Source organism: Ensifer sp. KUDG1 (assembly GCF_050434285.1).
Classification (GTDB): Bacteria; Pseudomonadota; Alphaproteobacteria; order Rhizobiales; family Rhizobiaceae; genus Ensifer.
In genome coordinates, this window is record NZ_JBNDIG010000002.1 from 505,329 (window position 1) to 531,447 (window position 26,119).

A 26,119-nucleotide genomic window follows, 5' to 3' on the forward strand; every position below is an offset into this window, starting at 1 on the left:
GCAGCTGCGGACGCGTGCTCTCGCAGAAATAGCCGTTACCGTGTACAGGTAGACGCGCGGTAGTACCGCCGCAGGCTTGCCTATCCGTGAGGACCAAAGGGAGAAGACGGTATGAGCCCCAAGCCCACCGGCCACGTCAGTGGCAACGACCTGATCCTGACGCGCACGTTTCGTGCCCCCATCGACGACGTCTGGACGAGCGTGACAAGGTCCGAGAGCACCGCGCTGTGGTTCGGGCGCTGGGAAGGCGAAGCCGGTCCCGGCAAGACCGTGCGGCTGCAACTGCTCCATGAGAAAAGCCAGCCATGGACAGATGTCTTGATCGAGGAATGCGCCGCGCCGCACCGCCTGGTCGTGGTGATGAAGGATGACGCCGGCGATTGGCGCATTGCGTTGACATTCACGCAGAAGGGCGATGAGACCGAGTTGCAGCTGCTGCAGACGCTGAGCGACCCGAAGCTCGCTGGAGACGTCGGGCCGGGTTGGGAATACTACCTCGACATGCTGGTCGCGGCGCGCGCCGGCAAGTCCCTGCCGTCATTCTCGGACTATTATCCGTCGCAGAAGGCGCATTATCTGGAAGGCGTGTAGACCGAGCAGGCCGCCAGTTGGACGGTCGCGTTCCATACACCGTTGGTGGCGTTGCCAATGCGGGCCGCGCTGTTGTGCCGTAATGAGCGCGCGCGCCGCGACAGCAGCCGTTGTCCAGGGCGCTCGCTCACGATCGCAATTCGCTCCGAGCGGCACCGCCCCGAGCCTCCCCGATTACGCCAGCACGGTGACGAGCACCGCGCCCCAGAGTGCGAGGAGTACGTTGCCGATCGCGTAGCCGAGACCGTAGCCGAGGGTCGGGACCTTGCTTGCGGCCGCCTCCTGCACGGCGGCAAGCGCTGGGGCCGACGTGCCGGCACCACAGCAGGTGCCGGCGAGCACGCCTTCGTTCATGCGGAAGACCCAGCGGCCAAGCGCGAGTGCCGCGACATGCGAGATCGCGCAGATCAGGAAACTGGCGATGACCAGTGCCGGGCCGGACTGGACAAGGCCGGCAACGAAGCTCGGGCCGGCGGAGATGCCGACGCAGGCGATGAAGGCGCAGAGCCCGACGCTGTCGAAGAACCAGAGCGTTGCCTCCGGCACGAAGCCGAAGGTGCGCCGCACCGAGCGCAGCCAGCCGGCGCAAAGGCCGGCAATCAGCACGCCGACGGCGACGCCGAGGCCGATTTCAAGCGCGCCGAGCTTCAGGGCGGGGATGCCGATGAGGCCGCCGAGGAAGATGAAGACGCCGACGAAAACCATGTCGGTCGCCGTCGTCTCACGGTCGGCATAGCCCAGAAGCGTGGCCGCTTCCTCGACATGGCGCCTGGCGCCGGCAATCGACATCACATCGCCGCGGCGCACCGTCAGCCCAGGAAAGATCGGGATCGGCTGGCCGGCGCGCAGAATGCTGCGCAGGAACACCGAGCGCGATTCCGGCTGCTGCCGTAGCTGCCACAGGCGTTTTCCGGCGACATCCTTGTTGGTCACCACCACGTCCAGCACTTCGACGGGAATGTCGAGAAGGGTGCGGTCGTCTATTTCGGTGCCGATCCGGCTGGAATATTCGACCAGGAAGCCGCGAAGGCCGGCAACGGCGATGACGTCGCCAGCCTGCAGCCGCTCCTTGCGGGCAGGGGTGATGATCTCCTGGCCCCTTCGGATCTGTTCGATATAGGCCTTCTGGTTTTCAGGCACCCTGGCTTCCGCCTCTTCGACGGTGAGGCCCACGAGGTTGTCGCTGATCACGAAGGCGCGCGCCTCGATTTCGCGGCGGGCGCTGTCGCCACTGTTTTGCGGGGCGATGTTGAGCTCGGCCTCGAGCTCGGCGCAGGCGTCCTTCAGGCTGCGGCCGAACATCCGCGGCGCCAGCTGCGACTGGACGAGGATCGCGGTGACCACGCCGACGAGATAGGCGACGGCAAAGCCGGTCGCGACGGCCGATTCGAACTGGCTGGCAGCCTCCGGTGTCGGCGCGGTCTTGCGGAAGGTGTCGATCGCAACGCCGACGGTCGCCGATTCCGTCGCGCCGCCGGCAAGAACGCCGGCCGCCGTGCCGAGGTCGAATCCGAAGAGCATGGAAAGCACGATCGCCACGCCGAGGGCGACGACGCAGAGCGTTACGGTCACGGCGATCTGCGGCAGGGCATCGGCGTTGAGGCTCTGGAAGAATTGCGGACCGGTGCGGTAGCCGATGGCAAAGAGGAAGAGCAGGAAGAACGCCTGCTTCACGTCGTTGGAAAGCTCGGCGCCGGTCTGGCCGATCAGCACGCCGGCGAGCAGGCAGCCGGTGACCGCGCCGATCGTGACCCCGAAGACGGTGATCTTGCCGATCGCGTAGCCGATGCCGAGCGCCAGGAACAGGGCGAGTTCCGGATGCGCGCGCAGAATGCTGAACAGGTGATCGATCACGCGGCGTTTCCTCTCGGTGCCAAGCCGAAGAATGCCGCTTCAGCTGGATGATGCGCTGGTTGCTGAGCCGGCGGAAGACGGTCGCCAGCCGGAAATGCGGGGATGCTTGCAGGCCGAAGGAAACGCCGGCCGGGCGTTGGAAGGGCGACCGACTGTTTGCCGGCCGCCCTCGGTGGTCAGCTGATTTTCAGGCCTTTCGCCGCCTGGTAGGTCTGGACGTAGCCGCGCGCCACCGAGCGCACGGCGCGGCCGATCTGCGAATAGGCGTCGTCGTTGAGGTTGGCGAAGGAGACGCGCGCCGACCAGCTCGGCGCATCGAAGCCCGAACCGTTGAGCAGCACGATGCCGTGGTCCTCGGCAAGCCGGAAGGGGATGTCGAGCGGGTGGATGTTCTCCTTCACCCAGGCGACGACGTCCTCGCCGACATATTTTCGCAGCCAGAACTCGAAGTCGATGATGCCGTAATAGTGGTCGAAATAGATGCCGGGGTTGGACTCGACGCCCATGCCCTCGATCAGGTTCCAGAACCGCTTGGTGCAGATGGCCATGCAGGCCTTCTGGTAGACCTTGTCGACATCCATCAGTTCGACCAGGCTGAACAGCGACATCATCACCTGTTGCGGCAGCGACAGGCCGGCGGTGTGGTTCAGCGCCACGTCGCGGCTGTCGGCGACGATGCGGTCGATGAACTTCACCTCGCGCGGCTTCGGGGTCATCGCCTTGTAGCGCTTTTCCAAGAGCTTCTGGATCGGCTCGCCATGGGCCTTGATCTTCTCGTCGAAGATGTTGTCCTGCGCTACCGCGATGACGCCGAGACGCCAGCCGGTGCAGCCGAAATACTTCGAGTAGGAATAGACGCCGATGGTGTTGCGCGGCAGATGGCCGAGAATCGACTGGAAGCCCGGAACGAAGGTGCCGTAGACGTCGTCGGTGAGCACGATGAGGTCGGGGCGCTTCTTGTTGACGAGATCGACAAGGCGCTTGATCGAATCCGGATCCATTGCAACGGCCGATGGATTGCCGGGGTTGACGAGAAACAGCGCCTTCACCTTGGGGTTTTCGAGCGCCTTGATGTCTTCGTCGGTGAACTGGAAGCGATCCTCCTGCTCGGCGCTGACATTGATCGTCTTGAGGTCGTAGTCTTCCAGTTCCGGCATTTCGAGATAGGGCGTGAAGATCGGCGTGCCGAGTGCGATCGTGTCGCCGGCGTTAAGCAGGCGGGCGTTCTTCAGGGCCTTGAAGATGTAGCACATGGCGGCGGTGCCGCCTTCGACCGGGTAGAGGTCGAACTGCGCCTTCGGCCGGTGGCCGGCGCACATCGCCCACATCAGATATTCATGGGTGATGATCTCGTTGTGATGCAGCGCCCGGTCAGGAACCGGATAGTTGTCGCCGATGATCGAATCCGTCAGCTCGTGCACGAAGGCGTCCGCATCGAAGCGGAACGTGGTGATGGCATAGTTGACGGCGTCGGAGAGCGTCTTTGCCGGCGGCACGCCTTCATCCTCTTCGTCCCAGTCCGCCGTGTTTTGCAGCAGCTTCTTCGTCCACTTTTCAAACCGGGCATGGGCGCCGTCCTGCGGCGGCATGCCGGCCACACCGGCCTTCGGGTCGTAATAGGCGCGCTTGGCTTCCGTCAGCGCGAACTGGCCGAGCAGGAAGAAGGCTTCGCGGGCGCGCGTCGCCGTCCAGTTCGGGTTGCCGCGGCCGGCATTGAGGAAGGCCTTGGCGGATTTCTGCGAGCTCGTCTTGGCGAGCTTGATCAGCTCGTCCTTGATTTCGAACGGGCTCAGATCGGAGATACTGTCGTAGAAATTTCTGTCCAACATGATCCACACTCCCTGTGATCAATAAGCGAAGGTCTCGGTTTCTGAAGCCCGCCTCAGGCGAGCATGATGACGATGACGAGACCGAAGATGGTGAGTAGCGTGTTGCCGATGGCGTAGGGCATGCCGTAGCCGAGCGCCGGCACCTTGCTCTTGGCCGCCTCCTGGATCATGCCGAGCGCTGCCGTCGTCGTTCTGACGCCGGCGCAGGCGCCAAACAGGATCGCCGGATGGAACTTGAAGACGTAATGGCCGATAAGTACCGAGGCGATCATCGGGATCGAGGTTGCGACCACGCCCCAGATGAAGAGCGAAATGCCGACTTCCTGAAGCCCGGCGACGAACCCGGGCCCCGCGCCAATGCCGACCACGGCGATGAAGATGTTGAGGCCGAGCGTGTTCATCAGCCACAGCGCCGGTGAGGGGATGCGGCCGAAGGCGGGGTAGGTGGTGCGCAGCCAACCGAGCACGAGGCCGGCCAGAAGCGCGCCGCCGGAGGTCGAAAGCCCGATCGGGATGCCGCCGATGGTGATCGTGAGCGCACCGATCATCGCGCCGATGAAGAGGCCCCAGCCGAGGAAGGCGATATCGGTGGTCTCGACCGGCCGGTCGGCAAAGCCGAGCGCCTTGATCGCCGTTTCGACATGATGCTTGGCGCCGCCGATGGTGACGATGTCGCCGCGCTCGACGGTCGTGCCGGGCAGCACCGGGATCTCGACCAGCGAGCGGATGATCTTTCGGGCATAGACGCCGCGCGCCCAGTCCATGGTGCTGACCTCGGCCAGCGTCTTGCCGGCGAGCGCCTTGTTGGTCACGTAGACGTCGACCACCTCGGCTTCGGCGTTCAGCAGTTGCTTGTCCTCGACCTCCGTCAGCTTGGTGTCGAGGTTCTCGACGAGCAGGGCACGCCGGCCGGAGAAGGCGACGACGTCGCCCGGCTGCAGCACGGTGTTGCCGTCTGCTTCGATGATCTCGCTGCCGCGCCGGACCCGCTCGACATAGACGCGGATGCCGGGAAGCAGGTTCTTGACCGGCGTCCCGGTCAGGCCGCTTGCCGCATCGATCCGGTAGGCCCGAAGACCGAAGTCGTGGTAGGCGCTGGTGATGCCGGGTTCGCTGCTCGACGTGCCGCCGCCAAGCTTGGCCTCATATTCCTTGCAGGCGGCCGGCAGATCGATGCCGAGCAGCCTTGGCCCGAGTTGGGCGAGAATGATCGCCGAGCCGATCGTGCCCCAGATATAGGTCACCGCATAGGCGATCGGGATCTGGTCGGCAAAGGTCTTGGCCTGTTCCGGCGTCAGCCCGAGCGAATTGATCTGGTCGGTCGCAACGCCGATCGCAGCCGAGATCGTCTGCGAACCGGCATACATGCCGGCGCCATAGCCGAGCGGCAGCCCGGCAATCAGCGCGCAGAGATAGGGAACGATCAGGCAGAGCACCAGCACGGAGAGCGCAAAGGCGATCTGTTTCGGTCCGTCGGTGCTAAGCCCCCGCACGAATTGCGGTCCGACGCCGTAACCGACGGCGAAGAGGAAGATCAGGAACAGGGTGGATTTGAGGTCACCGGACACCTGGATGCCAAGCTGCCCGATGAGAACGCCGGCCAGAAGCGTGGCGGTGACATTGCCGAGGTTGAACCCCGCGACCTTGATCGGACCGATGAGGAAACCGATGCCAAGCGCGAGGAAGACGGCGACGGGTGGATAGGTCCGAAGCGTGTCGACGAAAAAATCGATGGGATTCACTGCTGCTATTCCCTTCAGAAAGTTGAGTTGCCATCACTTCATTTCGGGATCTGCGCGGCTAAGTTGAGCTTGTTTTCGGATCTTGTCGATGCCCAATCTTAATCCCGGCAATTGTTGCCTCGGTCGTCGAAATTCTCAACCGGCATAGGGTTACGTGAGCGTAACGTATGTTACATTTCAGCGGTTTTACTTGGGTGCGCGCTTGGCGGGCGCCACGATGCGTCCGCCGCATGCGATCGAAACACGGATGCGCGCGGCCGGGTCGCGCCGGCACTTCAACTCTGGTGTTGTAATTCGTAATGTTATCTCGCAACGTGAGGCATGAGGCGTTTTCTCTTGGCTATGCTTGAACATACGGCTGGAGGCGCAAGGAACGGTGGGCCTTACTGCTTGCGATAGGGGCGACAGAACTGCGAAGGGTCGAGATGAAAAGCGGCATCGTCTCCGCAAGGAGGCCGGTTCGTCAGGTGACGAGGAGGGGGAGCAATGATGGATGAGGTTATCCGTAGGCTGGGGGCGCTTGGCGTTCAGCTTCCAACGCCGCCGAAGCCGCTCGGCGCTTATCGCGCGGTGATCGAGGCGGGCGGGATTCTTCATGTCTCGATGCAGGGGCCGCTGCTCGACGGGCGCTTCGTGCATACGGGGCTGCTCGGGCGCGACGTGACGATCGACGAGGGGCGCAAGGCGGCCGAGTTGGCGGTGCTCAATGCGCTGGCGCAGATCCACGAACATCTCGGCCGTTTCGAGCGCATTCGCCAGATCGTCCGGTTGGAGGGGCATGTCGCCTGCACCGAGGATTTCCTCGACCACCCGAAGGTGCTCGACGGCGCCTCCGAGTTTCTGGCTGCCGCCTTTGGCGAAAGGGCCGGCCATATCCGCTCCGTCTGCGGCGTGCGCAACCTGCCGGGCAACGCCGCGGTGGCGGTGACGCTGACGGCCGAGCTCTTTCCGCCGGAGTTCTGAGGCGACACGGCTGCCTGTCGGTCGTGAGGCGGATTTTGGCTGTAGGGCGTCGGATCGTGTCCGACGCTCAATTTTCGGCTTGCGCGACGTAATGTTATTTAATAACAAACTGCGCATGACGATACGCCGCATGTTGATAGATCCTTCCCGCCTGTGCCGTGCGGTTGTCTCCCCCGCCGATTCATGCGAGGAAGGCGGTGATGGTGCTGCGTCCGCGACAATGCGGAGGCGGCTGAAAAGGGAACACGGAACGGACGACCCTGATGGGGCCGAGACCGTGGCTGCCCCCGCAACTGTGAGCGGAAAGCGCATTCACACCATGTCACTGGCGATCAGCCGGGAAGACGTGGATGCGCCACGACCCGCGAGCCAGGAGACCTGCCATCGAACCGATCAACCACAACGGACGGGGTGTTCCGATGGAAAAGAACTGGCTTTCGCACGACGGCTATCCGTCCTTCTGCCGTTTCGCCATCTCTTGCCGTCAGTCCGGCGGAGGGCAGGAATGGCTGAGCCGAATTTCCGACAGCACAAGATAACGGTCTGCACCGATTGCCGCTTCACCGGTGGCCCCTGCGCGCCCGGCGCCGAGCTGATCAAGCGGCTGAACGGCAGCATCGCTGCACTCGGCGCACCGCTCGATCGTGACTTCTCGATTGCCGGCACGGTGTGCATGGCGGCCTGCACGCGGCCCTGCACCATCGCCTTCCAGGCGACGGGAAAGGCAACCTATCTCTTCGGCGACGTCTCGCCGGACGAAGACATCGACGATCTCGTACGCTTTGCCACAACCTATGCCGAGCGTGGCGATGGCATGACGCGGGCGGCCGAGCGGCCACGCGGGTTGAAAGGCAAGACGCTTGCCCGCATCCCCGCAGCGATGCTCGTTTCCGAAGACCTCGGCGGGCACTTCCAATGACGGCGCAGGGAGGGATCAACCCATGAGCTGCACGGCAACGGGAGCGGCACTCAAGGTCGAGGGCCTTCACTGGGGGCCACGCGCGGGGCTGACGCTGGTCAAGGACATCGGCTTTTCGATCGCGGCGGGCAGCCGGCTTGCGATCCTCGGGCCGAACGGTGCCGGCAAGACCTCGCTTCTGCGCTGCCTCTACCGGGCGGTGCAGCCGAATGCCGGCCGTGTTTCGGTCGATGGCATCGATCTGTGGTCGATCTCGGCGCGCGAGGCGGCAAGGACGATCGCCGTCGTCCTGCAGGAAATGCCCGGCGACTTTCCCTTCAGCGTGCGCGACGTCGTGATGATGGGGCGCATTCCGCGGCGGGAAGGCTTGAGCGGCTGGAGCGATTTCGACCGCGATCGGGTGCAGCATGCACTCGCGCATCTCGATCTCGCGCATCTTGCCGGTCGCCAGTTCGCCACGCTTTCGGGCGGTGAGAAGCAGCGGGTGCTGATCGCCCGCGCGCTGGCGCAGGAGCCGCGCATCATCATTCTCGACGAGCCGACCAACCATCTCGACATCCGCCACCAGCTCGAAATCCTCGAGTTGCTGCAGACGCTGAAGCTGACGATCGTCTCAACGCTGCACGACATCAATCTCGCCGCCGAGTTTGCGACCGACGTCGCGATCCTGACCGCCGGGCGGCTGACGGCGTTCGGCACGCCCGAAGAGGTGCTCAGCCCCGGCGAACTTTCGGCCGCCTTCGGCGTCACTGCCACCGTTCACAATGCCGCCGCCGGCGGCGCCCGCTTTTCCTTTTCACTTCCTCGACAGGGATCTATTTCATGAAGATCAATATTGCCCCATTTTCCCTTCTTTTCGTGCTGGCCGCCGCAACCCCGGCGCTCGCCTATCCGGTCACGGTCAAGAGCTGCAACCGAGAGGTGACCTTCGACGCGGCGCCGAAACGCGCGATCGCCAACGACGTCAACTTGGTGGAGATGATGCTGGCGTTGCGGCTGCAGGACCGCATGGTCGGCTATACCGGCGTTTCCGGCTGGAAGACGCTGGACGAGAAGCTGCGCGAAGGCGTCAAGGAACTGCCGGAGCTTTCGGAGAAGTATCCGACCAAGGAAGTGCTGCTCAACGCCGACGCCGACTTCTTCTTTGCCGGCTGGAACTACGGCATGAAGGTCGGCGGCGAGGTCACGCCCGAAACCTTGGCGCCCTTCAAGATCGGCGTCTACGAGCTGACCGAATCCTGCATCCACGTGATGGCCAAGGCAAAGCCAACGATGGACGACATGTTCGTCGATCTTCTCAATCTCGGCCGCATTTTCGGCGTCGAGGATCGCGCCGAGACGCTGGTTGACGGCTACCGCCGCCAGCTTGCCGAGATCACCAAGGCGAACGCCGGCAAGGCAAAGCCGACACGGGTCTTCGTCTATGATTCGGGCGAGGAGAAGCCCTTCACGTCCGGCCGCTTCGGCATTCCGACGGCGATGATCGAGGCCGCCGGCGGCGCCAACATCATGGATGATGTCGACAAGAGCTGGGTGGAGATCTCCTGGGAGCCGGTGATCGAGCGCAATCCGGAAGTGGTCGTCATCGTCAACTACGGCGAGGTGAAGGCCGAGGACAAGATCGCCTTCATGAAGACCAATCCGGCATTCAAGAATGTCGATGCCGTCAGGAACGATCGCTTCGTCGTGCTCGACTATGTCGAGGCGACGCCGGGGCCGCGCAACATCGACGCCATCGCCCGTCTCGCCAAGACCTTTCACGGCGAAGGCCTGTAACCGATGCTGGCTGAGGATACGTCGGCTGACACCGTTGCGGTTTCGCGTGCCGCGTCTCAACGGGTGGCCCGCAGCGGTTTCGGCCTTGCCGCCGGCCTGCTGCTGCTTCTCCTGACGGTGACGGCCGCCGTATCGCTCGGCTCGGCGCAGATCCCGGTTGCGACCGTCTGGTCGATCATCGCCAGCAAGATCTCGCCCGGTAGCGTCGAGGTCTTCTGGTCGGCGGGCCGCGAGAGCATCGTCTGGGACGTGCGCCTGCCGCGGGTGATGCTGGCAGGCCTCGTCGGGGCTGGGCTGGGGCTGACGGGCGCCGTGCTGCAGGCGGTCACGCGCAATCCGCTCGCCGATCCGCATCTGCTCGGCGTTTCCTCCGGTGGCGCGCTCGGCGCGATCGTGGCGCTGCTGCACACCGGCATGATCCTCGGCCTTGCCACGGTGCCGCTCTTTGCCTTTGCCGGCGCGCTGCTCGCAACCGTGCTGGTCGCTTACGTCTCCCGCGTGCTCGGCAGCAGCGCCGACCGCCTGGTGCTGGCCGGCGTCGCGGTCGCCTTCGTCTTAACGTCCGTCGGCAACCTCATGATTTTCCTTGGGGATCCGAGGGCGACCCACACGGTCATCTTCTGGATGCTCGGCGGTCTTGGCCTGGCGCAATGGTCGCAGCTCGTCTATCCCGGCGGGGTGCTTTTCGTCTCGCTCGCCTGGCTGATGATCCGGGCGCGCGAGATCAATGCGCTCGCCATGGGCGACGAAACTGCGATGACGCTCGGCATTCCCGTGCGCCGCTTCCGGCTGACGCTGTTCGTCGTCACCGCACTTCTGACCGGGGTGATGGTCGCCTTTTCCGGCGCGATCGGTTTCGTCGGGCTGATGGTGCCGCATTTCGTGCGGCTCCTGGCCGGCAGCGACAACGTAAGGGTCATTCCGCTTTCGGCCTTCTTCGGGGCGCTGACGCTCATCCTTGCGGATCTGACGGCCCGCGTCATCATGGCGCCGGAGGACATGCCGATCGGCGTCGTCACCGGTCTCGTCGGCGGCATCGCCTTCATTGCCATCCTGAAGCGACGCGCGTAAGGCGGGTAGGAACAAGTTATGGACAAGGGCCGGTTCCGGCCTATGTGTTAGCGGGGGCCGGGCGATCGGCCATTGGGCCGCAAGAGGAGCATATGGCGAACGAAGCTGACATTTGCACGCCGCAGGACGTTCTCGACTTCTGGTTTGGCGAACTCACCTATGACGACTGGTTCGGGACGAGCCACGAACTCGACCAGGCCTGCATCCGCCGCTTCCAGGCGTCGCACCTGGCGCTGGCCCGGGGCGTCGACGAGATCTGGCGGGCGAGCCCGGAGAACCGGCTGGCGGCGATCGTGCTTTTGGACCAGATGCCGCGCAACATGTTTCGCGGCACGCCGCTCGCCTTTGCCACCGATTGCCTGGCGCTGCACGAGGCGAAGCTTGCCGTCGGCACCGGCGCTGACATGGCGATCAAGCCGGAATGGCGCGCCTTCGTCTATCTGCCCTTCGAGCACTCGGAAAACCTTACCGACCAGACCATGTCGGTGAAGCTCTTTACCGAACTCGGCGATGCCGATTATCTCGACTATGCCATCCGGCACCGCGAGGTGATCGAGCAGTTCGGCCGCTTCCCGCATCGCAATGCCTTTCTGGCGCGCGGCTCGACGGAGGCCGAACTTGCCTATCTGGCGCAGCCCGGCGCCGGCTTTTAACGGGAAAGCGGGCGCCGGCGACGATTTATCGCCGTTCTTTGCATCTTTCCGCCGTCTTTCGTATTCACATCGAAACGTGAAGACGGCCGGAGCGATTCCGGGCCACGGTCTCAATCTGCAAGGATCATGAAATTGCGTTCTGTCGGAAAACTGCCCGCCATTCTCGTCTGCCTGCTGGCGCTTGCCGTGGGCGGCCCGGTCATGGCCCAGAAGGCGGCGCAACCGGCACAGGCAACCGCACAGACAAACGCGCAAGGGGGCCAGAAATCGGCGCAGCCGGCGCAATCGCCGCAAACGTCTCAGACCGCCACCCAGCCCGCTGCCGGCAAGCCTGCGACCGAGGAGAACGGACAGCCCGCCGCAGCCGACACGACGTCCGATGCCACCACCACGCAGCCCGCTCAGAACGCTCCGGCTCCCGCGCAAGCGGCCCCTCAGGCCGAGGCGGCCGCGCCTGCCGAAAACCAGGCGGCGGAACAACTCGCGAAGGCCGGCGACGAGCTCAAGAAGCTGACGGACCAGGTCGCGAAGGCCAAGGACGACGACATCGTTCTTGCCGACCTCAAGGTTCAGGTCGACGCGCTCGCCAAGCAGATCATCGGCGTTTCGGTTTCGACCCGTCCGCGGCTCGACGAGATCAAGGCGCGGCTCACCGAACTCGGCGATCCGCCGGCCGAGGGGCAGCCGCCGGAAGCCGACATCGTGACCGCCGAACGCAAGCGGCTGATGGCCGAGCGCGGTGCGATCAACGCGCTGACCGGCGAGGCCGAAGGCCTGTCGGTGCAGGCGACGAAACTCTCCAACGCGATTACCGCGACGCGTCGGGCGCTGTTTTCCAACACGCTCCTGAAGAACACCGAAGTCTCGACGGGCATGTTCGACGACGCACTCGTGGCGACCGCGGATGAAACCCGGGTGCTGACCCGCAGCGTCGGAAGCTGGCTGAGCTTTGCCTGGAACTACAAGCGCGTGCCGCTGCTGACGGCGCTGTTCCTGTCGCTGCTGGCGGCGCTGGTATTCCTTTCCGGCAGCCGCAGACTCTTTCGCCCACTGATCGAGCACGACATCACGGATGAGGAGCCGAGTTACTTCCGGCGGCTCTCCGTCGCATTCTGGTCGACACTGATCCCGACCATCGCGTCCGCCGCCTTCGCGGTCTCGAGCTTCCTGTTCCTGCGCGGCTTCAACGTGCTGCGGTCCGACATCGCGCCGATCATTGCCATCACGCTCGGGGTCGCCGTCGTCGTCTTCTTCGTGACGAGGCTCGCTCAGGCCGTGTTGTCGCCGCGCGATTCGCGCTGGCGGCTCGTCCGGGTGTCCGATCGTGGCGCCCGGATGCTGATGATCGCGATCTTCGCCATGGCGCTGGTCAACGGCCTCGATTACCTCTTCGGCGGCGTCAGCGAGGCGCTCGGTTCGCCTGTCGTCCTGACCGTCGTCAAGAGTTACATTGCCTCCATCGTCATCGGCCTCATCATCATGGCTTCGGCCTGGATCAAGCCGACGCTCAGGAAGGATGAATCCTTCGATGCCCATGGTCGCGCCTGGCCGCGGGTGGTGTCCTTTGCGCTGCTTGCGACCGGCGCCTTGCTCATCATTGCCGCTGTGTCGGGCTATGTCGGTCTTGCCCGCTTCATCGCCACGCAGATCATCATTACGGGCGCGATCCTCGTCACGATGTATATCGGCATCCTCACCGGCCGGGCGGTTGCCAAGCAGGGCGCCTTTGCCGAGACCGCCGCCGGGCGTTATCTCGAGCGGCGCTATAATCTCGAACAGGTGGCGCTCGACCAGATCGGCCTTGCCGCGGGCCTCAGCATCTACGCGCTGGTCGTGATGTTCTTCATCCCGCTGATCCTCTTGCAGTGGGGCTTCCAGGTCGCCGACATCGAGTCCTGGGCCTACCGGATGGTGACCGAGATCAAGATCGGCTCGATCACGATTTCGCTGGTCGGCATCCTCGCCGGCATCCTGTTCTTTGCGCTCGGCTACGCCGTCACTCGTTTCGTGCAGCGCTGGATCGACGGCAACATCATGGCGCGCAGCCGGGTGGACGCCGGCGTGCGCAACTCGATCCGCACCGGCATCGGCTACACCGGCGTCGGGCTTGCGGGGCTGATCGGCCTGTCGGCGGCCGGCATCGACCTCTCCAACCTCGCGCTCGTCGCCGGTGCTCTCTCGCTCGGTGTCGGTTTCGGCCTGCAGAACATCGTCTCGAACTTCGTTTCGGGGCTCATCCTGCTTGTCGAGCGTCCGTTCAAGGTGGGGGACTGGATCGTCAGCGGCACGACGGAAGGCTTCGTCAAGCGCATCTCGGTGCGCGCGACCGAGATCGAGACCTTCCAGCACCAGTCGATCATGATGCCGAACTCGCTGCTTATCAACGCCTCAGTCGGCAACTGGACGCACCGCAACAAGCTCGGCCGCTCCGAAATCGCCATCACGGTGACCTATGCCAGCGAGCCGCGCCGGATCATGGAGCTGCTTTCCGAAATCGCGGCCGCCCATCCCATGGTCTTGAAGAACCCGTCGCCGAGCGTCGGCTTCACCGCCTTTGGCGATGACCGCATGACCTTCGAATTGCGCATCTACGTCGCCGACGTCCTCACCGGCGGCGGCGTGCGCAACGATCTGCGCGTCTCCATCTACGAGCGTTTCCGCGACGAGGGCATCGGTGCGCCGTTCCCGGTCAAGATCGAGGACGTGCCTGTCGAGGACCAGACCGGCATCGAAAGCCATCACCCGGAAGAGGTGGGCGAGCCGAAGGGCGCCACCTCCGCCGAGGCAAGGGCCGCGGCCAAGTCTGCCGCTTCGGACAAGAAGACCGCCGCTGCGGCGCCGCTCGACGAGGAGCGCGACGCGGAGGAAACGGGCAGTCGCCGGGTGGCCAGCCGCCGGACAAACCCAAACCGCTGATAAACGGACCGTTCAGCCACTATTCAGCCGGCCTGCCATAAAAAGCATGCAATTCTTCTGGTGACCGACTACGCTGGTCATCGGCTGAAGAGGTGGCCGGCGCAGCGTCGCGAACCGACGGGGCGGCCGGCTCGGCAAGAGGGCGGCGCGTCTGGCGTCGATGGGCGATGAAGAAATTTGTGATTGCTTTGCTTTCCGGTTTGCTGATGGCCGGCGCGCCGATGGCCGGTGCTGCCAGTGCCGCGACTGTCACGAACAAGGACAGCGAGACCGCCGTTCTGATCGTCGTCGAGGGCGAAAGCCGTGTGGAAGTGGCGATCGCATCCGGAGCGACTGAAATGATCTGCCCGAGCGGCTGTTTCGTCACCGCACCGAGCGGCGACCGCATCGGCCTGCAGGGCGACGAAAACGTCGAGATCGTCAACGGCAACGTCGTCGTCAAGTAACCTTCCATTCCGCTCAAGCGGTGCGACAGGCGCGCCGCTGACAGGCGGCTCCATCCTTCATTCGACATTTGCGCAGCGCCGTTGCTGACGGCGCCCGAAAGCCCTTGCGAGCGATCGCGGCTGCTCTTGCTAATCCCAAGGGATGGGCGAGGGCGGCGACCGCCTCACTCCTTCGGGCGGGCAAGGGCCCGTCAGAGCTGCCGGACACCCTCCTTGCATTGACAGGCCGCATTGCCGGTAGCACGCTTGGGCGTTGGGGCTGACGCGTGGTCGCGATCATCCGCGCATTGTCGGGGGGAGCCATGCCATTCCTTCGCATCGCCTTGTCCGTTCTGCTGGTGCTTTTCGCATCGGAGGCGCTGGCCGAAAAGCGCGTGGCGCTGGTCATCGGCAATTCCGCCTATCAGCATGTGGCCACCTTGCCCAATCCCGGCAACGACGCACACGACATGGCGGCAAAGCTCGAAGGTCTGGGCTTCGAGGTGGTGACCGGTGCGGATCTCGACCTTGCCGGGGTGCGTCGCGCGGTGCGCGACTTCGTCGGCCGGCTCGACGGCGCGGATCTCGCCTTGTTCTTCTATGCCGGCCACGGCCTGCAGGTGAACGGCGAAAACTACCTTGCCCCGGTCGATGCCACGCTTGCTTCCTCGGTCGATCTCGAATTCGAGGCGGTGCCGATGAACCTGATCCTGTCGGCGATGGAGCGCAGCACGCGGGTCAACATCATCCTGCTCGACGCCTGCCGCGACAATCCTCTGGCGGTCAATCTCGCCCGTTCGATGGGCACGCGTTCCGCCTCGGTCGGCCGTGGCCTTGCCAAGGTCGGCACCGGCATCGGCACGCTGATCGCCTTTTCCACGCAACCCGGCAATGTCGCCCTTGACGGATCGGGGCGGAACTCGCCCTTCACATCGGCGCTGCTGAAACATCTCGGCCAGCCGGGCCGCGACATCACCCGCGAGCTGATCGACGTGCGCCGCGACGTGCTGGCGGCAACCGGCGGCAAGCAGGTGCCCTGGGACAATTCCTCGCTGACCGGCGAGGTGGTGCTGAAGCCGGCAATCGGCGGCAAGCCGGCGCCGGCTGATGCGCCCGCGACAGGGCAGGCGGCCGAGCTTGCCTATTGGGAAACGATCAAGGATGCGACGGACCGCGACCTCTTCGACGCCTACCTGCAGCAATATCCCGGCGGTGCGTTCGCTTCGCTCGCCAGGGCGAAGATCAAGATCATCGAGCGGGCTTCAGCACCGTCATCCGAAGGCGTGCCCGACGGAGCGGGTGGCCAGGCCGTAGCGGCCATCGATCCGGCGCTGGCTGTGCCCAATGCCGATGACACGACATTGGCCCGTTCCGTACAGGTCGAGCTCAACCGGCTGGGCTGTCGCGCCGGCAGCGAAGACGGGGTCTGGGGCGAAGGTAGTCGCAAGGCGCTCGAAGCCTTCTCCAAGTTCGGCAAGGTCGACCTAGCGACGCTCGAACCCTCCAGCGATGTGCTCGATCGCCTGAAGTCGGAGAAGGCGCGGATCTGCCCGCTTGCCTGCGGCCGCAGCCAGGAGGCAAAAGACGGCCGCTGCGTCGCGATCCAGCGCGAGGCGAAGCTGCCGCAGCCGAGCGAGACGCAAGGGACCATCAAGACACCGCAGAAAAACACCGGCACCCGCGCGATCAGCCCGCCGGCCGAACTGCAGAAGAAGAGTTTTTCGAGTTGCCCCGAGAGCGCGAACGTTGCCTTCCGGCAGATGTTCTCCCGCGGCTCGGGCCGAGGCCGGACGACGATTTCCGCCACCCACTCCTGCGGCCGCGCCTATGCCTGCCACCGCACGGCCAGAGGACAGCCCTGGGATTGCGGCTGGCGGTGAGGGGGCAAGCGGGTGCAGCTGCAGCCGTCGCGGCTGAGGTCAGTTCCTGCGCCCGAAGTTCTTTCGTGATTTCGCCGCCATAGGATGTGGCTCGATCGGACCGCTATCCCGCTCGCGGCTCACATATACGAGATAAGCCGAAGCGGTGAGGAACATTGCAACGGGCAGCACCGGATAGAGGGTGATGGACTTGATGGGGATGAGGATCATTTGGACGATTGCTGCGAGACTCATTGATCCTAACAGCAGCATCGAAGCCAGACCGAGAAGATTGCACACTCCGACCACCATCAAGAAAACGAGCAGGGAGAACCACAGGCGATAAGCCCGGGCATGGCGCTCGTTGAGCAATCTGCGCCTTTCGCGCAGCAGTCCGAGGGTGATCAACGCGGCAATGGCGGCGATCAGCAGATAAGGGGCAAGGCCAATGCCAAGCATACGGCTCGCATAGAGCACGGCCGTATCGGCCATGGCTCCAAACGCACTGAAGGCGATGCCGACCGGAACATCCGAGAACGCAAGCAGAGCAACGTAGATACCGACAAATGGGGACATGCCGACCTGCTCGGCCCGCTCGCTGGCGATCATGGCGATGCAGCCGGCGAGGATCAGGTAGATGACCGGCAGTGCGTAGGCCGCAGCAAGAAACACGAAGATCGTTGTTTCCAGTGGGTCTGAGGTTTCCTGAAAGTGAGCGAACGCGCGAACTGCAAAGGGAAATACGAGCGTGACGCCAACGAGCGTGCCAATGCAGAGTATCGATTTTCTTGTGTAGCGCACGGTGTCGTTGGTATCGTTCACTCCGGCTCCTCTTCTATCGCAGAACGCCCGTATGTTTGTCGGTAGAACGTTAAAGTTTTTCTCACTCCGTGGTTGTGTTTCTCGCTTTGGCTGGACCACATTTCAGGGCTTGATTTCATCACGGCTTGCGCAAGGATCGCGGTCACTGCCGATTTCCGGCCAGGGAGGACACCCATGAAACTCCAGCTTATCCGCAACGCCACCCTCAAGCTCGACTATGGCGGCCATACCGTGCTCATCGATCCCTTTCTTGGGCCGAAGGACAGCCTGCCATCCTTTGCCGGGCGGGCGCCCAATCCACTGGTCGAGCTGCCGTTCGACACCGATACGATCCTTGCCGGCGTCGAGCTCGTCATCATCTCGCATCTGCACGAGGACCATTTCGACGACACTGCCAAGCATCGCTTGCCGAAGGGGCTGCCGATCTTCTGCCAGCCGGGTGACGAGGAGGCGATCCGCGGGGCCGGTTTTCGCGACGTCACGCCGCTTCTCGGCAAGGCGCAGTGGCAGGGCCTGAAGCTTACCCGGCGCGACGGCAGCCACGGGCTTGGTCCTGTCGTTCAGGACATGGGGCCGGTCATGGGTTTCAGCCTCGAGGCCAAGGGCGAGCCGACGGTCTACTGGGCCGGCGACACGGTGCTCTACCCGGCGATCGAAAAGACCATCCACGACACGAAGCCGGATGTGATCGTTACCCATTCCTGCGGCGCGCGCTGGGACGGCGCCCTGATCGTGATGGATGCGGCGCAGACGATCGCGGTCTGCGAGGCCTCCAAGAAGAGCATCGTGGTTGCGACCCACATGGAGGCGCTCGACCATGCGACGGTCAGCCGAGGCGACCTGCGCGCCGCCACCAGCGCCCACGGCATCGCCTTGACCAGGCTGCTCATTCCGGATGATGGCGACGTGCTGACGTTGATACCGCCTGTCGTCTAAGGGTCGGCAGGTCTCAGCAGGGCAAGCTCTCACGCCGCGGGGCGCGCGTTATTGCTCGGCGGTGGCTGTCATCCGCTCTCGCTTGCCACTGGCATCTGTGAATATTCTAGAATTCGCGCATATTAGGCTCAGCGAAATCCTCCGCCGCAGGAGCGGTCACCGTCGTGGATCGAAAGCTCGCAGCCATCCTTGCGGCCGATGTCGCCGGCTTCAGTCGCCTCGCAGCGCTCGACGAAGAGAACACGCTTCGCGCGCTCGATCGGTGCCGGGGGCGGATTGCCGAATTGGTGGGTGACCATGGCGGCCGCATCTTCGGCAGTGCCGGCGATGGTCTCGTCGCCGAGTTTCCAAGCCCGGTTCAGGCGGTCCGCTGCGCGGTGGAAATCCAGCGCGGTCTTCTCGATATGGAGGATATGCCCGCGGAACGCCGCCTGCAGTTTCGCATCGGCATCAATCTCGGCGACATCGTCGTGTCGGGAGACGATCTGCTCGGCGACGGGGTCAATATCGCCGCGCGCCTGCAGGAGATCGCCGCTCCGTCGGGCATCTGTATTTCCGGGGCGGTGCGCGAACATCTCGACGGCAAGGTGCCCTTCGCGCTGACCAGCCTTGGCGAGCGGAACTTGAAGAACATCCCCCGGCCCATTCTGGTTTTCCGGGTCGACTGGCAAGATGAGGTCGCTGTCGGGGGCGGCATCCTCGACGGGGTGCCGCCGGCCGGTCGCAGCAAGGACCAGCCGTCGCTTGTGGTCATGCCCTTCGACAATCTGAGCGGTCCAGGCGACGACTACTTCGTCGATGGTGTCGTGGAGGAAATCACTGCGGCGCTCTCGCGCGTCCGCGACTTCTTCGTCATCGCGCGCCAGTCCGCCTTCACCTATAAGGGGCGCTTCGTCGATGTGCGGGACGTCGGCAGCGAGCTCGGCGTCACCTATGTGGTCGAAGGCACCGTGCGCCGCGGCGGCGACCGGCTGCGCATTTCCGTGCAACTGGTCGACGCCGAGACGCGGACCCAATCCTGGTCGGATCGCTACGAGGGCGCCATCGAGGATATTTTCGAATTCCAGGATCGGATCGCTGCGCAGGTGGCTGGCGCCATCCACCCGGCCATCCGCGAGGCCGAGATCGAGCTTGCCAGGCGCAAGCCGCCGGCCAGCCTGCGCGCCTATGATTTCGTCATGCGCGCCTTTCCCAATCTCTGGGGGCGCCGCAAGGAGACCAACAACCAGGCGATCGAACTGCTTCGGCAAGCGATCTTGGTCGATCCCGGCTACGGCCGTGCCCATGCGCTTTTGGCCTGGTGCCATGCCTCGAGCGCTTCCTATCTGTGGACCGACCAGCCGGAGCGCGAACTGGACCTGGCACGGGCGGCGATCGAAGGCGCGGGCGCGATCAGCGACGATCCGACGGCTTTGACTGCGGCTGGTGCGACAATGAGCATCTGCGGCGATCAGGAGCGTGCCGCCACCTTTATCGAAAAGGCGCTGGCGCTTGATCCGAACAATGCCTGGGCATGGGCGCGCCTCGGCTGGCTCGCGCTTTTCACCGACGATCCCGCGCGTGCGACGGAGCGGTTCCGGCGTGGGATGACGCTGAGCCCGAGGGACCCGCTGGCATTCAACATGAAACTGGGGATGGCCTTTTCCATGGCGATGCAAGGGGCTCTCCCGCAAGCCATCGCGATAGCCCACGACGTCGTCAACACCTATCCCGATGTGACTTGGTCCTATCGCCATCTGGCGGCCTGGTCGGCGCTATCAGGGGACATGGAGACCGCCCGATGGGCGGCGCAGAAGCTGCTGGCAGCGGAGGCGGGGTTCACGATCGAGCGGTATCGGGCGCTGCCCTGGTTTCAGAGGATACCGCAGTGGCGGGATCGGATGGCCGAGGGGCTACGGCAAGCCGGAGTGCCCGAACGCTGACCGCCGCTTGCGGGGATATGCGAATTCCGGTGCCGGCAAGCTTCACGGGATCGAGAAGATGCTGATCTCGTTGGTGATGCCGCGCAGCGCGACATTGTGCGATTGCGGATTGAGGCCGCGATCGCTGAGCAGGCTTGAGGCGCGCGGATCGTCGAGCACCGAACCGGTCGCAAAGATTTCGCGCGAGCTGGCAAGGTGCTGGACCCGAGAGGCGATGTTGACCGTCTGGCCGAAATAGTCCTGCCGCTCATTGAGGCTGACGGCGATGCACGGTCCCTCATGGATGCCGATTTTCAAGAGCAGGTCTTCCGAGCCGCGGTCGTCGTTCAGCTTTCGCATGGCGTCGCGCATGCGCATGGCGGCGGCAACCGCCCGATCCGGCGTCGGGAAGGTGGCCATGACGGCGTCGCCGATCGTCTTGACGACTGCACCTGCTTCCGCCGCGACGATCTCGTTGACGACGCTGAAATGGGTCTTCACGAGATCGAAGGCGGCGAGGTCGCCGACCCGCTCGTAAAGCTCGGTCGAGCCGCGCAGGTCGGAGAACAGGAAAGTGAGGCTGGTGATCTTCAGCCGCTGGTCCACGTCGATCGTGTCGGTGCGGTAGATGTCGCGGAAGGTCTGGTTGGAGAGCAGCCGTTTGGCCGTCAGGAAAGGCCGGCGCCGGCCGAGAATGCCGTGCAGCGCGTCGTTGGCGATGCAAACCGAGGGCAGGGTGCGCACATCCGTGTGGTTTTCCACCTGGATACGCAGGGGACCGGGCTGCATGGTCAGCGCTTCGTCGTGGCGATGGCCGCGGTCGAAGACCAGCGACAGCGTGCGTCGCTCCTTGGTCGGCTCGCCCTTGACGTCGATGAACTGCGCGGCATGGGTCACCGGCTCGAAGATGATGATGAATTCCGGCGGCATCTGCAGCGAGATCACCGCCTTTTCGCCGGGCGGCAATTCCAGCGCCTCGATCATGAAGTCGTCGACCTGGGCCTCGTAGCCCTCCTCGGGCAGTTCAATGCCCGAGCCCCAGTAGATCTGCCGGAAATATTCGAGCGGCGGCAGTTCGTGCGGGCTGTGGGCCTCGATGTGGCGTATGCGCGGGTTCACGGTGAAGGTCACCTCCACCATCTCGTCCAGCGTCGGCTCATAGCCGGCAGCACAGAGCGAGCAGGTATAGGTGTCGCTCTGCACGGTCTTCAGCGACGTGTTGGCATCGAGCACGCCGCCGCAGCCGGGACAAAGCACATTCCAGGAAAGCTCGAAAAGGCCAAGGCGGGAGGCATGCAGGAAGGCAGCGATCGCCTTTTCCTCGTCGAGCCCGTGTTCGGCGGCAAAGGCGAGTGCGTTGATGCGGCCGAGCTTGCGGTCCGGCGCTTCCCGGACAAATCGCTCCAATACGCCGGCGATTTCAGGCTGCACGGTCTGGCGCAGCATATCGAACAGAGGCTGGGCTTCACTCATGGTAGTATCTTATACCGAAATTCCGGCGCGGGGGAGAGGTTTGTCGTGGCCGTCGCGCGCCGCAAATCGGCATGAATTGGTTTTTGTAACCGTTACGTACTTCCTTCAACGCGGCGACTGCGGTCAACTCGAAGGAGATCGTCCGCGGTGTGGGGCAAACGCAATGAGGTTGCCAATGAACACTTTTTGCAAATGCCTGCTGGCGAGCGCGGTTGCACTGTCGGTGCCGCTCTGCTCGGCTTCGCTGCCATCGGTGGCGCTGGCCCAGACCTCGGAAAAGGCCGTACCCGACGAAACGACGATCGAGGATGCCTACATCTATCTCCTTGGCCGGTTGCTGGTGATCCGTCAGGAACAGATGGATACCAAGGCAGAAGGTTTCGCCTGGAACTCCATCAAGTACAATCCCCTCGGATCGGCCGATTTCGTCAACCCGAACTTCGACGTCGCCTATCTTGAGGCCTGGTATACGACCGATGACGATGGCGGTGTGCTGCTCGAAGTGCCTGAAATCAAGGGGCGCTACTACACTGCCCAGATCCTCGACGAATGGGGCGAGGTCATCGTCAATATCAACGAACGAACCTTTCCATCGAAACCCTTCGGCAAGTTCGCGCTGGTGAAACCGGGTTCCGCCGTTGCTATCCCCGCCGATGCCGCCCGGATCGAGCTGCATTCGGCCAAGGCGAAGATGCTGGCCCGGGTCGAAATCAAGGGCGATCCGGAAGGAGCGCTGGCGCTGCAGAAAGAGTTCAAGGCGACGCCGCTCGGCGAGGTGACGCCCGCGCCAGCGCCAGCGATACCGAACTTCGACAACCAGAAGCTACTTGGTGCCGAAGCTTTCGGTAATGTGGACGCGATCCTTGGCAGCGCGCTCGACGTTTCGCCGATCGCCGCGCAAATGCAGCAGAAGGTTCGTTTCGTCGCGGCCTATGTCGCCAGCAATCCGCAAGCGCGTGCAGCCGTGGACAAGGTGCTTCGCGAAAAAATCGTGCCGGACTTCGTTCAGCACGGGATCGCCAGGACCGTCGAGGTCAAGAGTGGCTGGGGCGTCGGAACCCATATCGGCATCTACGGCTCGAACTTTCTCCAGCGAACCGTCACCAACTATGCCGGTATCTGGGGCAATTCCCCCGATGAGGTCGTCTACTTCTCGCTGGTGAGCGACGCGGCCGGTAAGCCGGTCAATGGATCCAACACCTACGTCATCCATTTCCCGGCCAACGACCTGCCGTCGGCTGTCGTCAACGCCTACTGGTCGGTGATCCTCGTCGGTGTGCCGGACTACCGAGTCGTGCCAAACGACCTCAAGCGGTACAATTTCAACAGCAATTCGAATCTGGCGAACGAAGCCGATGGTTCACTCAAGATCGCCATTGGTCCGAAGCCGGTCAAGGGCGTGCCGGAAGCAAACTGGCTGCCTTCGCCGGAGGGAAAGCCGTTCTCGCTGACATTCCGTGCTTACGTGCCGAAGGATGTCGTGAAGCAGGGGCGCTGGGTGCCGCCGGTGGTCGAGGAGGTGCGGTGAGGCTTTCGGCACAGGTCGGTGTCGAAGGAACCGAACACACGTGCCGCCGTTTTCGTGATGCGTCAAAGCAGATCAGGTGACCATCATGACCATTCTCTCGGGACAATGCCTTTGCGGACAGGTGCAGGTTTCGGTTCGCGGCGAGCCGCTGCGCGTCGGCATCTGTCACTGCATGGATTGCCGCAAGGAAAGCGGCTCGGCCTTCACCTTCTATGGCATCTGGCCGGCGGACCAGTTTGAATACACCGGCGAAATCTCGCAGTTCCAGGGGCGCTGCTTCTGTTCGCATTGCGGGTCGCGGGCGTTCTCGGCCGATGAACAGGAGGCGGAGGTTAAACTCGGGCTCCTGTCTCAAGCGCCCACGCCGTTGAAGCCGAGCTACGAGCTGTGGATCAAGCGCCGCGAGCCGTGGCTGAGACCGGTCGAGGGGGCCGAACAATTTGAGGAGGATCGCGTGCGTCGAGACGATGGCGATCCGGTCGGAACGCGCTTTTAGCGCGTGTGCCCTCCTCAATTCACCACTCTTAATTAAGCGTCGATTCAGAAATGGATTGTGCTTAAGATCAAGGCGTTACTGCGCGCTTGACATGTCCGGCCGAGGCATGGCCGGAAGGCGCGGGGCTCTTGGGGGAGTGAATGTCGGCACGGCCTTTCCTGAAAATCTCCGCGCCATTGAACGCGCTTGTCGCGGCGGTTGGGCTCGTCGCCGTTGCCGCGCTGACGGCGCGGGACCTCGATGCGACGGCGAAGCTGTCGCTGGAGTTCCTGCTGGCCGGTGTCTGGGCCATCTATGTCCTGCAACTGGTCGATACGGTCATCCGGCGTCGGGACGATCGCGGCCGCACGCCGGCACTTGTCATCGATCTTCTGGCCGTGGTGGTTCCTCTCGTCGGATTTCTGATCGCCGGCTCGCGTGACCAGAGCCTCTATTGTGGCATCTGGCTCTTGAAGCCTTTGCGTCACTTCACCTTCTTTCGCCTGCTCGGCCGGGTGGTGGCGCGCGCCGCGCCCAATCTCGTCGGCGTCACCTCGCTCTTCGGCATCGTGCTCTTCGGCGCATCGCTGGTCGCCTATCTGATCGAGCGCGACATCCAGCCGGACAAGTTCGGCAGCATTCCGCAGGCCATGTGGTGGGCGGTGGTGACGCTGTCGACCACCGGCTATGGCGACGAGATCCCGCAGACGCTCGCCGGCCGGGTGCTTGCGGGTCTGGTGATGATGAGCGGTATCGGCATCTTTGCGCTCTGGGCAGGCATTCTTGCCACCGGGTTTTTCGAAGAAGTGCGCCGCCAGGATTTCGTGCGCAACTGGCAACTGGTCGCGGCGGTGCCGCTGTTCGAAAAGCTCGGCTCGGCCGCCTTCGTCGAGATCGTCCGGGCATTGCGCTCCCGCGTGGTGCCGGCGGGTAGCATCATCTGCCGCAAGGGCGAGCCGGGCGACCAGATGTACTTCATCGTCGAGGGGCGTGTGACGATCGCAACGCCGTCGCCGACGCCGGTCGAGCTCGGCCCCGGCAGCTTCTTCGGCGAGATGGCGCTGATATCGGGCGAGCCGCGCTCGGCGACCGTGACCGCCGCCACCGAGGTTTCCTTGCTGTCGCTCTATTCGGAGGATTTCCAGATGCTGTCGAGCAGCAATCCGGAGATCGCCGAGGTCATCCGCCGGACCGCCGAGACGCGGCGTGGACGAACCCCGGAGGCATGAGGAATGCAGGCGTCCGGAGCCGTTGGCGTCTCAAGCCGGCACGCCCATCTCATTAATTCGCCGGCCGCCCATTAACACCGAAGAAAGCCTTTCTCCTCTAGCATAGAGCCTGCAAGTTACAGCGACTAGGCGGGCATGAAGAACGCGCGGAGCTGTAGGGGGACACTCTTTTACATAGGCGTTCAATGTCATTTTTTGGCGTTTCCGGGATGTATTATTCCGGCGAATCCCTTGCCGAGCACCGCATCGTGCTCGCCGAGGACTCCAACCTTTTTTCCTCGATGGTCTCGAAGCGGCTGAAAGAGCTGTTCGACATCGATGTCATCGTCTGCCGCGACTATGACGATCTGCAGTTCGCCGTTGAAAACGCGACATTCCCGGCTTCGCTCGCCATCTCCAACATCAACCTGCCGGGGGCGGAAAACGGCGAGGCGCTCAACTATCTGATCGACATGAGCGTGCCGACGGTCGTCTTTACCGGCTCGTTCCAGGAATCGACGCGCGAGAAGATTCTCGCCAAGGAGATCGTCGACTACGTCATCAAGGACAGCGTCTTTGCCGTCGACATGCTGGCGGAATCGGTCTGCCGGTTCCTCACCAACCACAAGCACCATGTGCTGATCGTCGACGACAGCCCGACGGCACGTGCGCTGCTGACGACGCAGCTCAAGCGCTACAACTTCCGCACCAGCTCGGCCGAAAACGGCGCGATGGCGCTGGAGCTTCTGAAGAACAATCCGGATATCGGCCTCGTCATCACCGACTACAACATGCCCGATATCGATGGCTTCGAGCTGACGCGGCGCATCCGCGGTTCCTACGGGCCGCACCAGCTGCGCATCATCGGCGTTTCGTCGTCGACCAACCGGCTTCTGTCGGCGCGGTTCCTCAAAGCCGGCGGCAACGACTTCGTCGTTCGCCCCTTCGTCAACGAGGAGTTCTACTGCCGCGTCAACCAGAACCTGGACACGTTGACGAAGATCCGCACACTCAGTGAAAAAGTTAGGGTTCCTGCTTAACCATCAAAACAAGAAGGGCGAAAACCCCTTAGAATTATTGGGCACGTGCATCAAAAATGCCGCGCACAGGTTGCCGTATTAACGAAATTGCAATCCGATCGGTCTTCAATCCGCCGCAGCAGGAGCGGGGAACCCGGT

At 63.7% G+C, this 26,119-nt stretch carries 21 protein-coding genes and 1 riboswitch; of the genes, 16 read left to right on the plus strand and 5 right to left on the minus strand.

What is annotated here, in order from left to right:
* Positions 1 to 111: 111 nt before the first annotated feature.
* Entirely contained in the window at positions 112 to 591 is a 480-nt protein-coding gene (locus M2267_RS08025) for an SRPBCC family protein (protein WP_429113818.1), read from the plus strand.
* Positions 592 to 765: 174 nt separating this feature from the next.
* On the opposite strand, the gene M2267_RS08030 is transcribed toward M2267_RS08025, so the two are convergent.
* The 3 genes from M2267_RS08030 to aspT all read right to left on the minus strand — a co-directional run bounded on the left by M2267_RS08030 (position 766) and on the right by aspT (position 6,016).
* Positions 766 to 2,445 carry an aspartate:alanine exchanger family transporter gene (locus tag M2267_RS08030; RefSeq protein ID WP_429113820.1) on the minus strand — a complete coding sequence of 560 codons (1,680 nt, stop codon included), beginning with the start codon at positions 2,443 to 2,445 and terminating at the stop codon, positions 766 to 768.
* Between the two features lie 176 nt (positions 2,446 to 2,621).
* The gene (locus M2267_RS08035; protein ID WP_429113822.1) at positions 2,622 to 4,274 is read right to left on the minus strand and encodes a bifunctional aspartate transaminase/aspartate 4-decarboxylase; all 1,653 of its coding nucleotides are present in this window, start codon (positions 4,272 to 4,274) and stop codon (positions 2,622 to 2,624) included.
* Between the two features lie 53 nt (positions 4,275 to 4,327).
* Entirely contained in the window at positions 4,328 to 6,016 is a 1,689-nt protein-coding gene (gene aspT, locus M2267_RS08040; RefSeq protein ID WP_245281669.1) for an aspartate-alanine antiporter, read from the minus strand.
* A gap of 486 nt (positions 6,017 to 6,502) precedes the next feature.
* On the opposite strand from aspT, the gene M2267_RS08045 reads away from it, so the two are divergent.
* The 9 genes from M2267_RS08045 (at position 6,503) to M2267_RS08085 (ending at position 16,619) form a co-directional block, all read left to right on the plus strand.
* A complete protein-coding gene (locus tag M2267_RS08045) occupies positions 6,503 to 6,979 on the plus strand; it encodes a RidA family protein (protein WP_429113824.1) in 477 nt (158 codons plus the stop codon).
* Positions 6,980 to 7,163: 184 nt separating this feature from the next.
* Positions 7,164 to 7,379, plus strand: a riboswitch (cobalamin riboswitch).
* A gap of 105 nt (positions 7,380 to 7,484) precedes the next feature.
* Complete coding sequence (locus M2267_RS08050; RefSeq protein ID WP_043619724.1) at positions 7,485 to 7,898, plus strand: DUF1636 family protein; 414 nt, start codon at positions 7,485 to 7,487, stop codon at positions 7,896 to 7,898.
* 22 nt (positions 7,899 to 7,920) lie between these two features.
* Positions 7,921 to 8,724: an ABC transporter ATP-binding protein gene (locus tag M2267_RS08055; protein ID WP_043619727.1), complete on the plus strand. Its 804-nt coding sequence runs from the start codon at positions 7,921 to 7,923 to the stop codon at positions 8,722 to 8,724.
* Positions 8,721 to 9,674: an ABC transporter substrate-binding protein gene (locus M2267_RS08060; RefSeq protein ID WP_429113832.1), complete on the plus strand. Its 954-nt coding sequence runs from the start codon at positions 8,721 to 8,723 to the stop codon at positions 9,672 to 9,674. The genes M2267_RS08055 and M2267_RS08060 overlap by 4 nt, the downstream gene beginning before the upstream one ends.
* Before the next feature lie 3 nt (positions 9,675 to 9,677).
* Positions 9,678 to 10,745 (plus strand): FecCD family ABC transporter permease, encoded by a 1,068-nt coding sequence (locus tag M2267_RS08065; protein ID WP_429113835.1) that lies wholly within the window; start codon positions 9,678 to 9,680, stop codon positions 10,743 to 10,745.
* Between the two features lie 92 nt (positions 10,746 to 10,837).
* Positions 10,838 to 11,398 (plus strand): DUF924 family protein, encoded by a 561-nt coding sequence (locus tag M2267_RS08070; protein WP_429113837.1) that lies wholly within the window; start codon positions 10,838 to 10,840, stop codon positions 11,396 to 11,398.
* Between the two features lie 126 nt (positions 11,399 to 11,524).
* A complete protein-coding gene (locus M2267_RS08075) occupies positions 11,525 to 14,314 on the plus strand; it encodes a mechanosensitive ion channel domain-containing protein (protein ID WP_429113840.1) in 2,790 nt (929 codons plus the stop codon).
* Positions 14,315 to 14,481: 167 nt separating this feature from the next.
* Positions 14,482 to 14,760: a hypothetical protein gene (locus M2267_RS08080; RefSeq protein WP_034788099.1), complete on the plus strand. Its 279-nt coding sequence runs from the start codon at positions 14,482 to 14,484 to the stop codon at positions 14,758 to 14,760.
* Between the two features lie 302 nt (positions 14,761 to 15,062).
* A complete protein-coding gene (locus M2267_RS08085) occupies positions 15,063 to 16,619 on the plus strand; it encodes a caspase family protein (RefSeq protein WP_429113843.1) in 1,557 nt (518 codons plus the stop codon).
* 39 nt (positions 16,620 to 16,658) lie between these two features.
* Here M2267_RS08085 and M2267_RS08090 read toward each other — a convergent pair whose 3' ends face one another.
* Entirely contained in the window at positions 16,659 to 17,420 is a 762-nt protein-coding gene (locus tag M2267_RS08090; RefSeq protein WP_043619733.1) for a hypothetical protein, read from the minus strand.
* A 174-nt stretch (positions 17,421 to 17,594) separates the two neighbouring features.
* On the opposite strand from M2267_RS08090, the gene M2267_RS08095 reads away from it, so the two are divergent.
* Both M2267_RS08095 and M2267_RS08100 read left to right on the plus strand, forming a co-directional pair.
* Positions 17,595 to 18,356, plus strand: a complete 762-nt coding sequence (locus M2267_RS08095) for an MBL fold metallo-hydrolase (protein WP_429113844.1) — start codon at positions 17,595 to 17,597, stop codon at positions 18,354 to 18,356.
* A gap of 164 nt (positions 18,357 to 18,520) precedes the next feature.
* On the plus strand, positions 18,521 to 20,278 hold the full coding sequence (locus tag M2267_RS08100) for an adenylate/guanylate cyclase domain-containing protein (protein WP_429113846.1): 1,758 nt from the start codon (positions 18,521 to 18,523) through the stop codon (positions 20,276 to 20,278).
* 42 nt (positions 20,279 to 20,320) lie between these two features.
* On the opposite strand, the gene M2267_RS08105 is transcribed toward M2267_RS08100, so the two are convergent.
* The gene (locus M2267_RS08105) at positions 20,321 to 21,730 is read right to left on the minus strand and encodes an adenylate/guanylate cyclase domain-containing protein (protein ID WP_429113847.1); all 1,410 of its coding nucleotides are present in this window, start codon (positions 21,728 to 21,730) and stop codon (positions 20,321 to 20,323) included.
* Between the two features lie 175 nt (positions 21,731 to 21,905).
* Here M2267_RS08105 and M2267_RS08110 point away from each other — a divergent pair, with 175 nt between their 5' ends.
* The 4 genes from M2267_RS08110 to M2267_RS08125 all read left to right on the plus strand — a co-directional run bounded on the left by M2267_RS08110 (position 21,906) and on the right by M2267_RS08125 (position 25,981).
* Positions 21,906 to 23,258, plus strand: a complete 1,353-nt coding sequence (locus M2267_RS08110) for a DUF1214 domain-containing protein (RefSeq protein ID WP_429113849.1) — start codon at positions 21,906 to 21,908, stop codon at positions 23,256 to 23,258.
* A gap of 85 nt (positions 23,259 to 23,343) precedes the next feature.
* Positions 23,344 to 23,754 carry a GFA family protein gene (locus M2267_RS08115; RefSeq protein WP_429113851.1) on the plus strand — a complete coding sequence of 137 codons (411 nt, stop codon included), beginning with the start codon at positions 23,344 to 23,346 and terminating at the stop codon, positions 23,752 to 23,754.
* Positions 23,755 to 23,894: 140 nt separating this feature from the next.
* Complete coding sequence (locus tag M2267_RS08120; protein WP_429113853.1) at positions 23,895 to 24,962, plus strand: cyclic nucleotide-gated ion channel; 1,068 nt, start codon at positions 23,895 to 23,897, stop codon at positions 24,960 to 24,962.
* Positions 24,963 to 25,147: 185 nt separating this feature from the next.
* Positions 25,148 to 25,981 carry a response regulator gene (locus M2267_RS08125; protein WP_043619742.1) on the plus strand — a complete coding sequence of 278 codons (834 nt, stop codon included), beginning with the start codon at positions 25,148 to 25,150 and terminating at the stop codon, positions 25,979 to 25,981.
* Positions 25,982 to 26,119 lie beyond the last annotated feature (138 nt).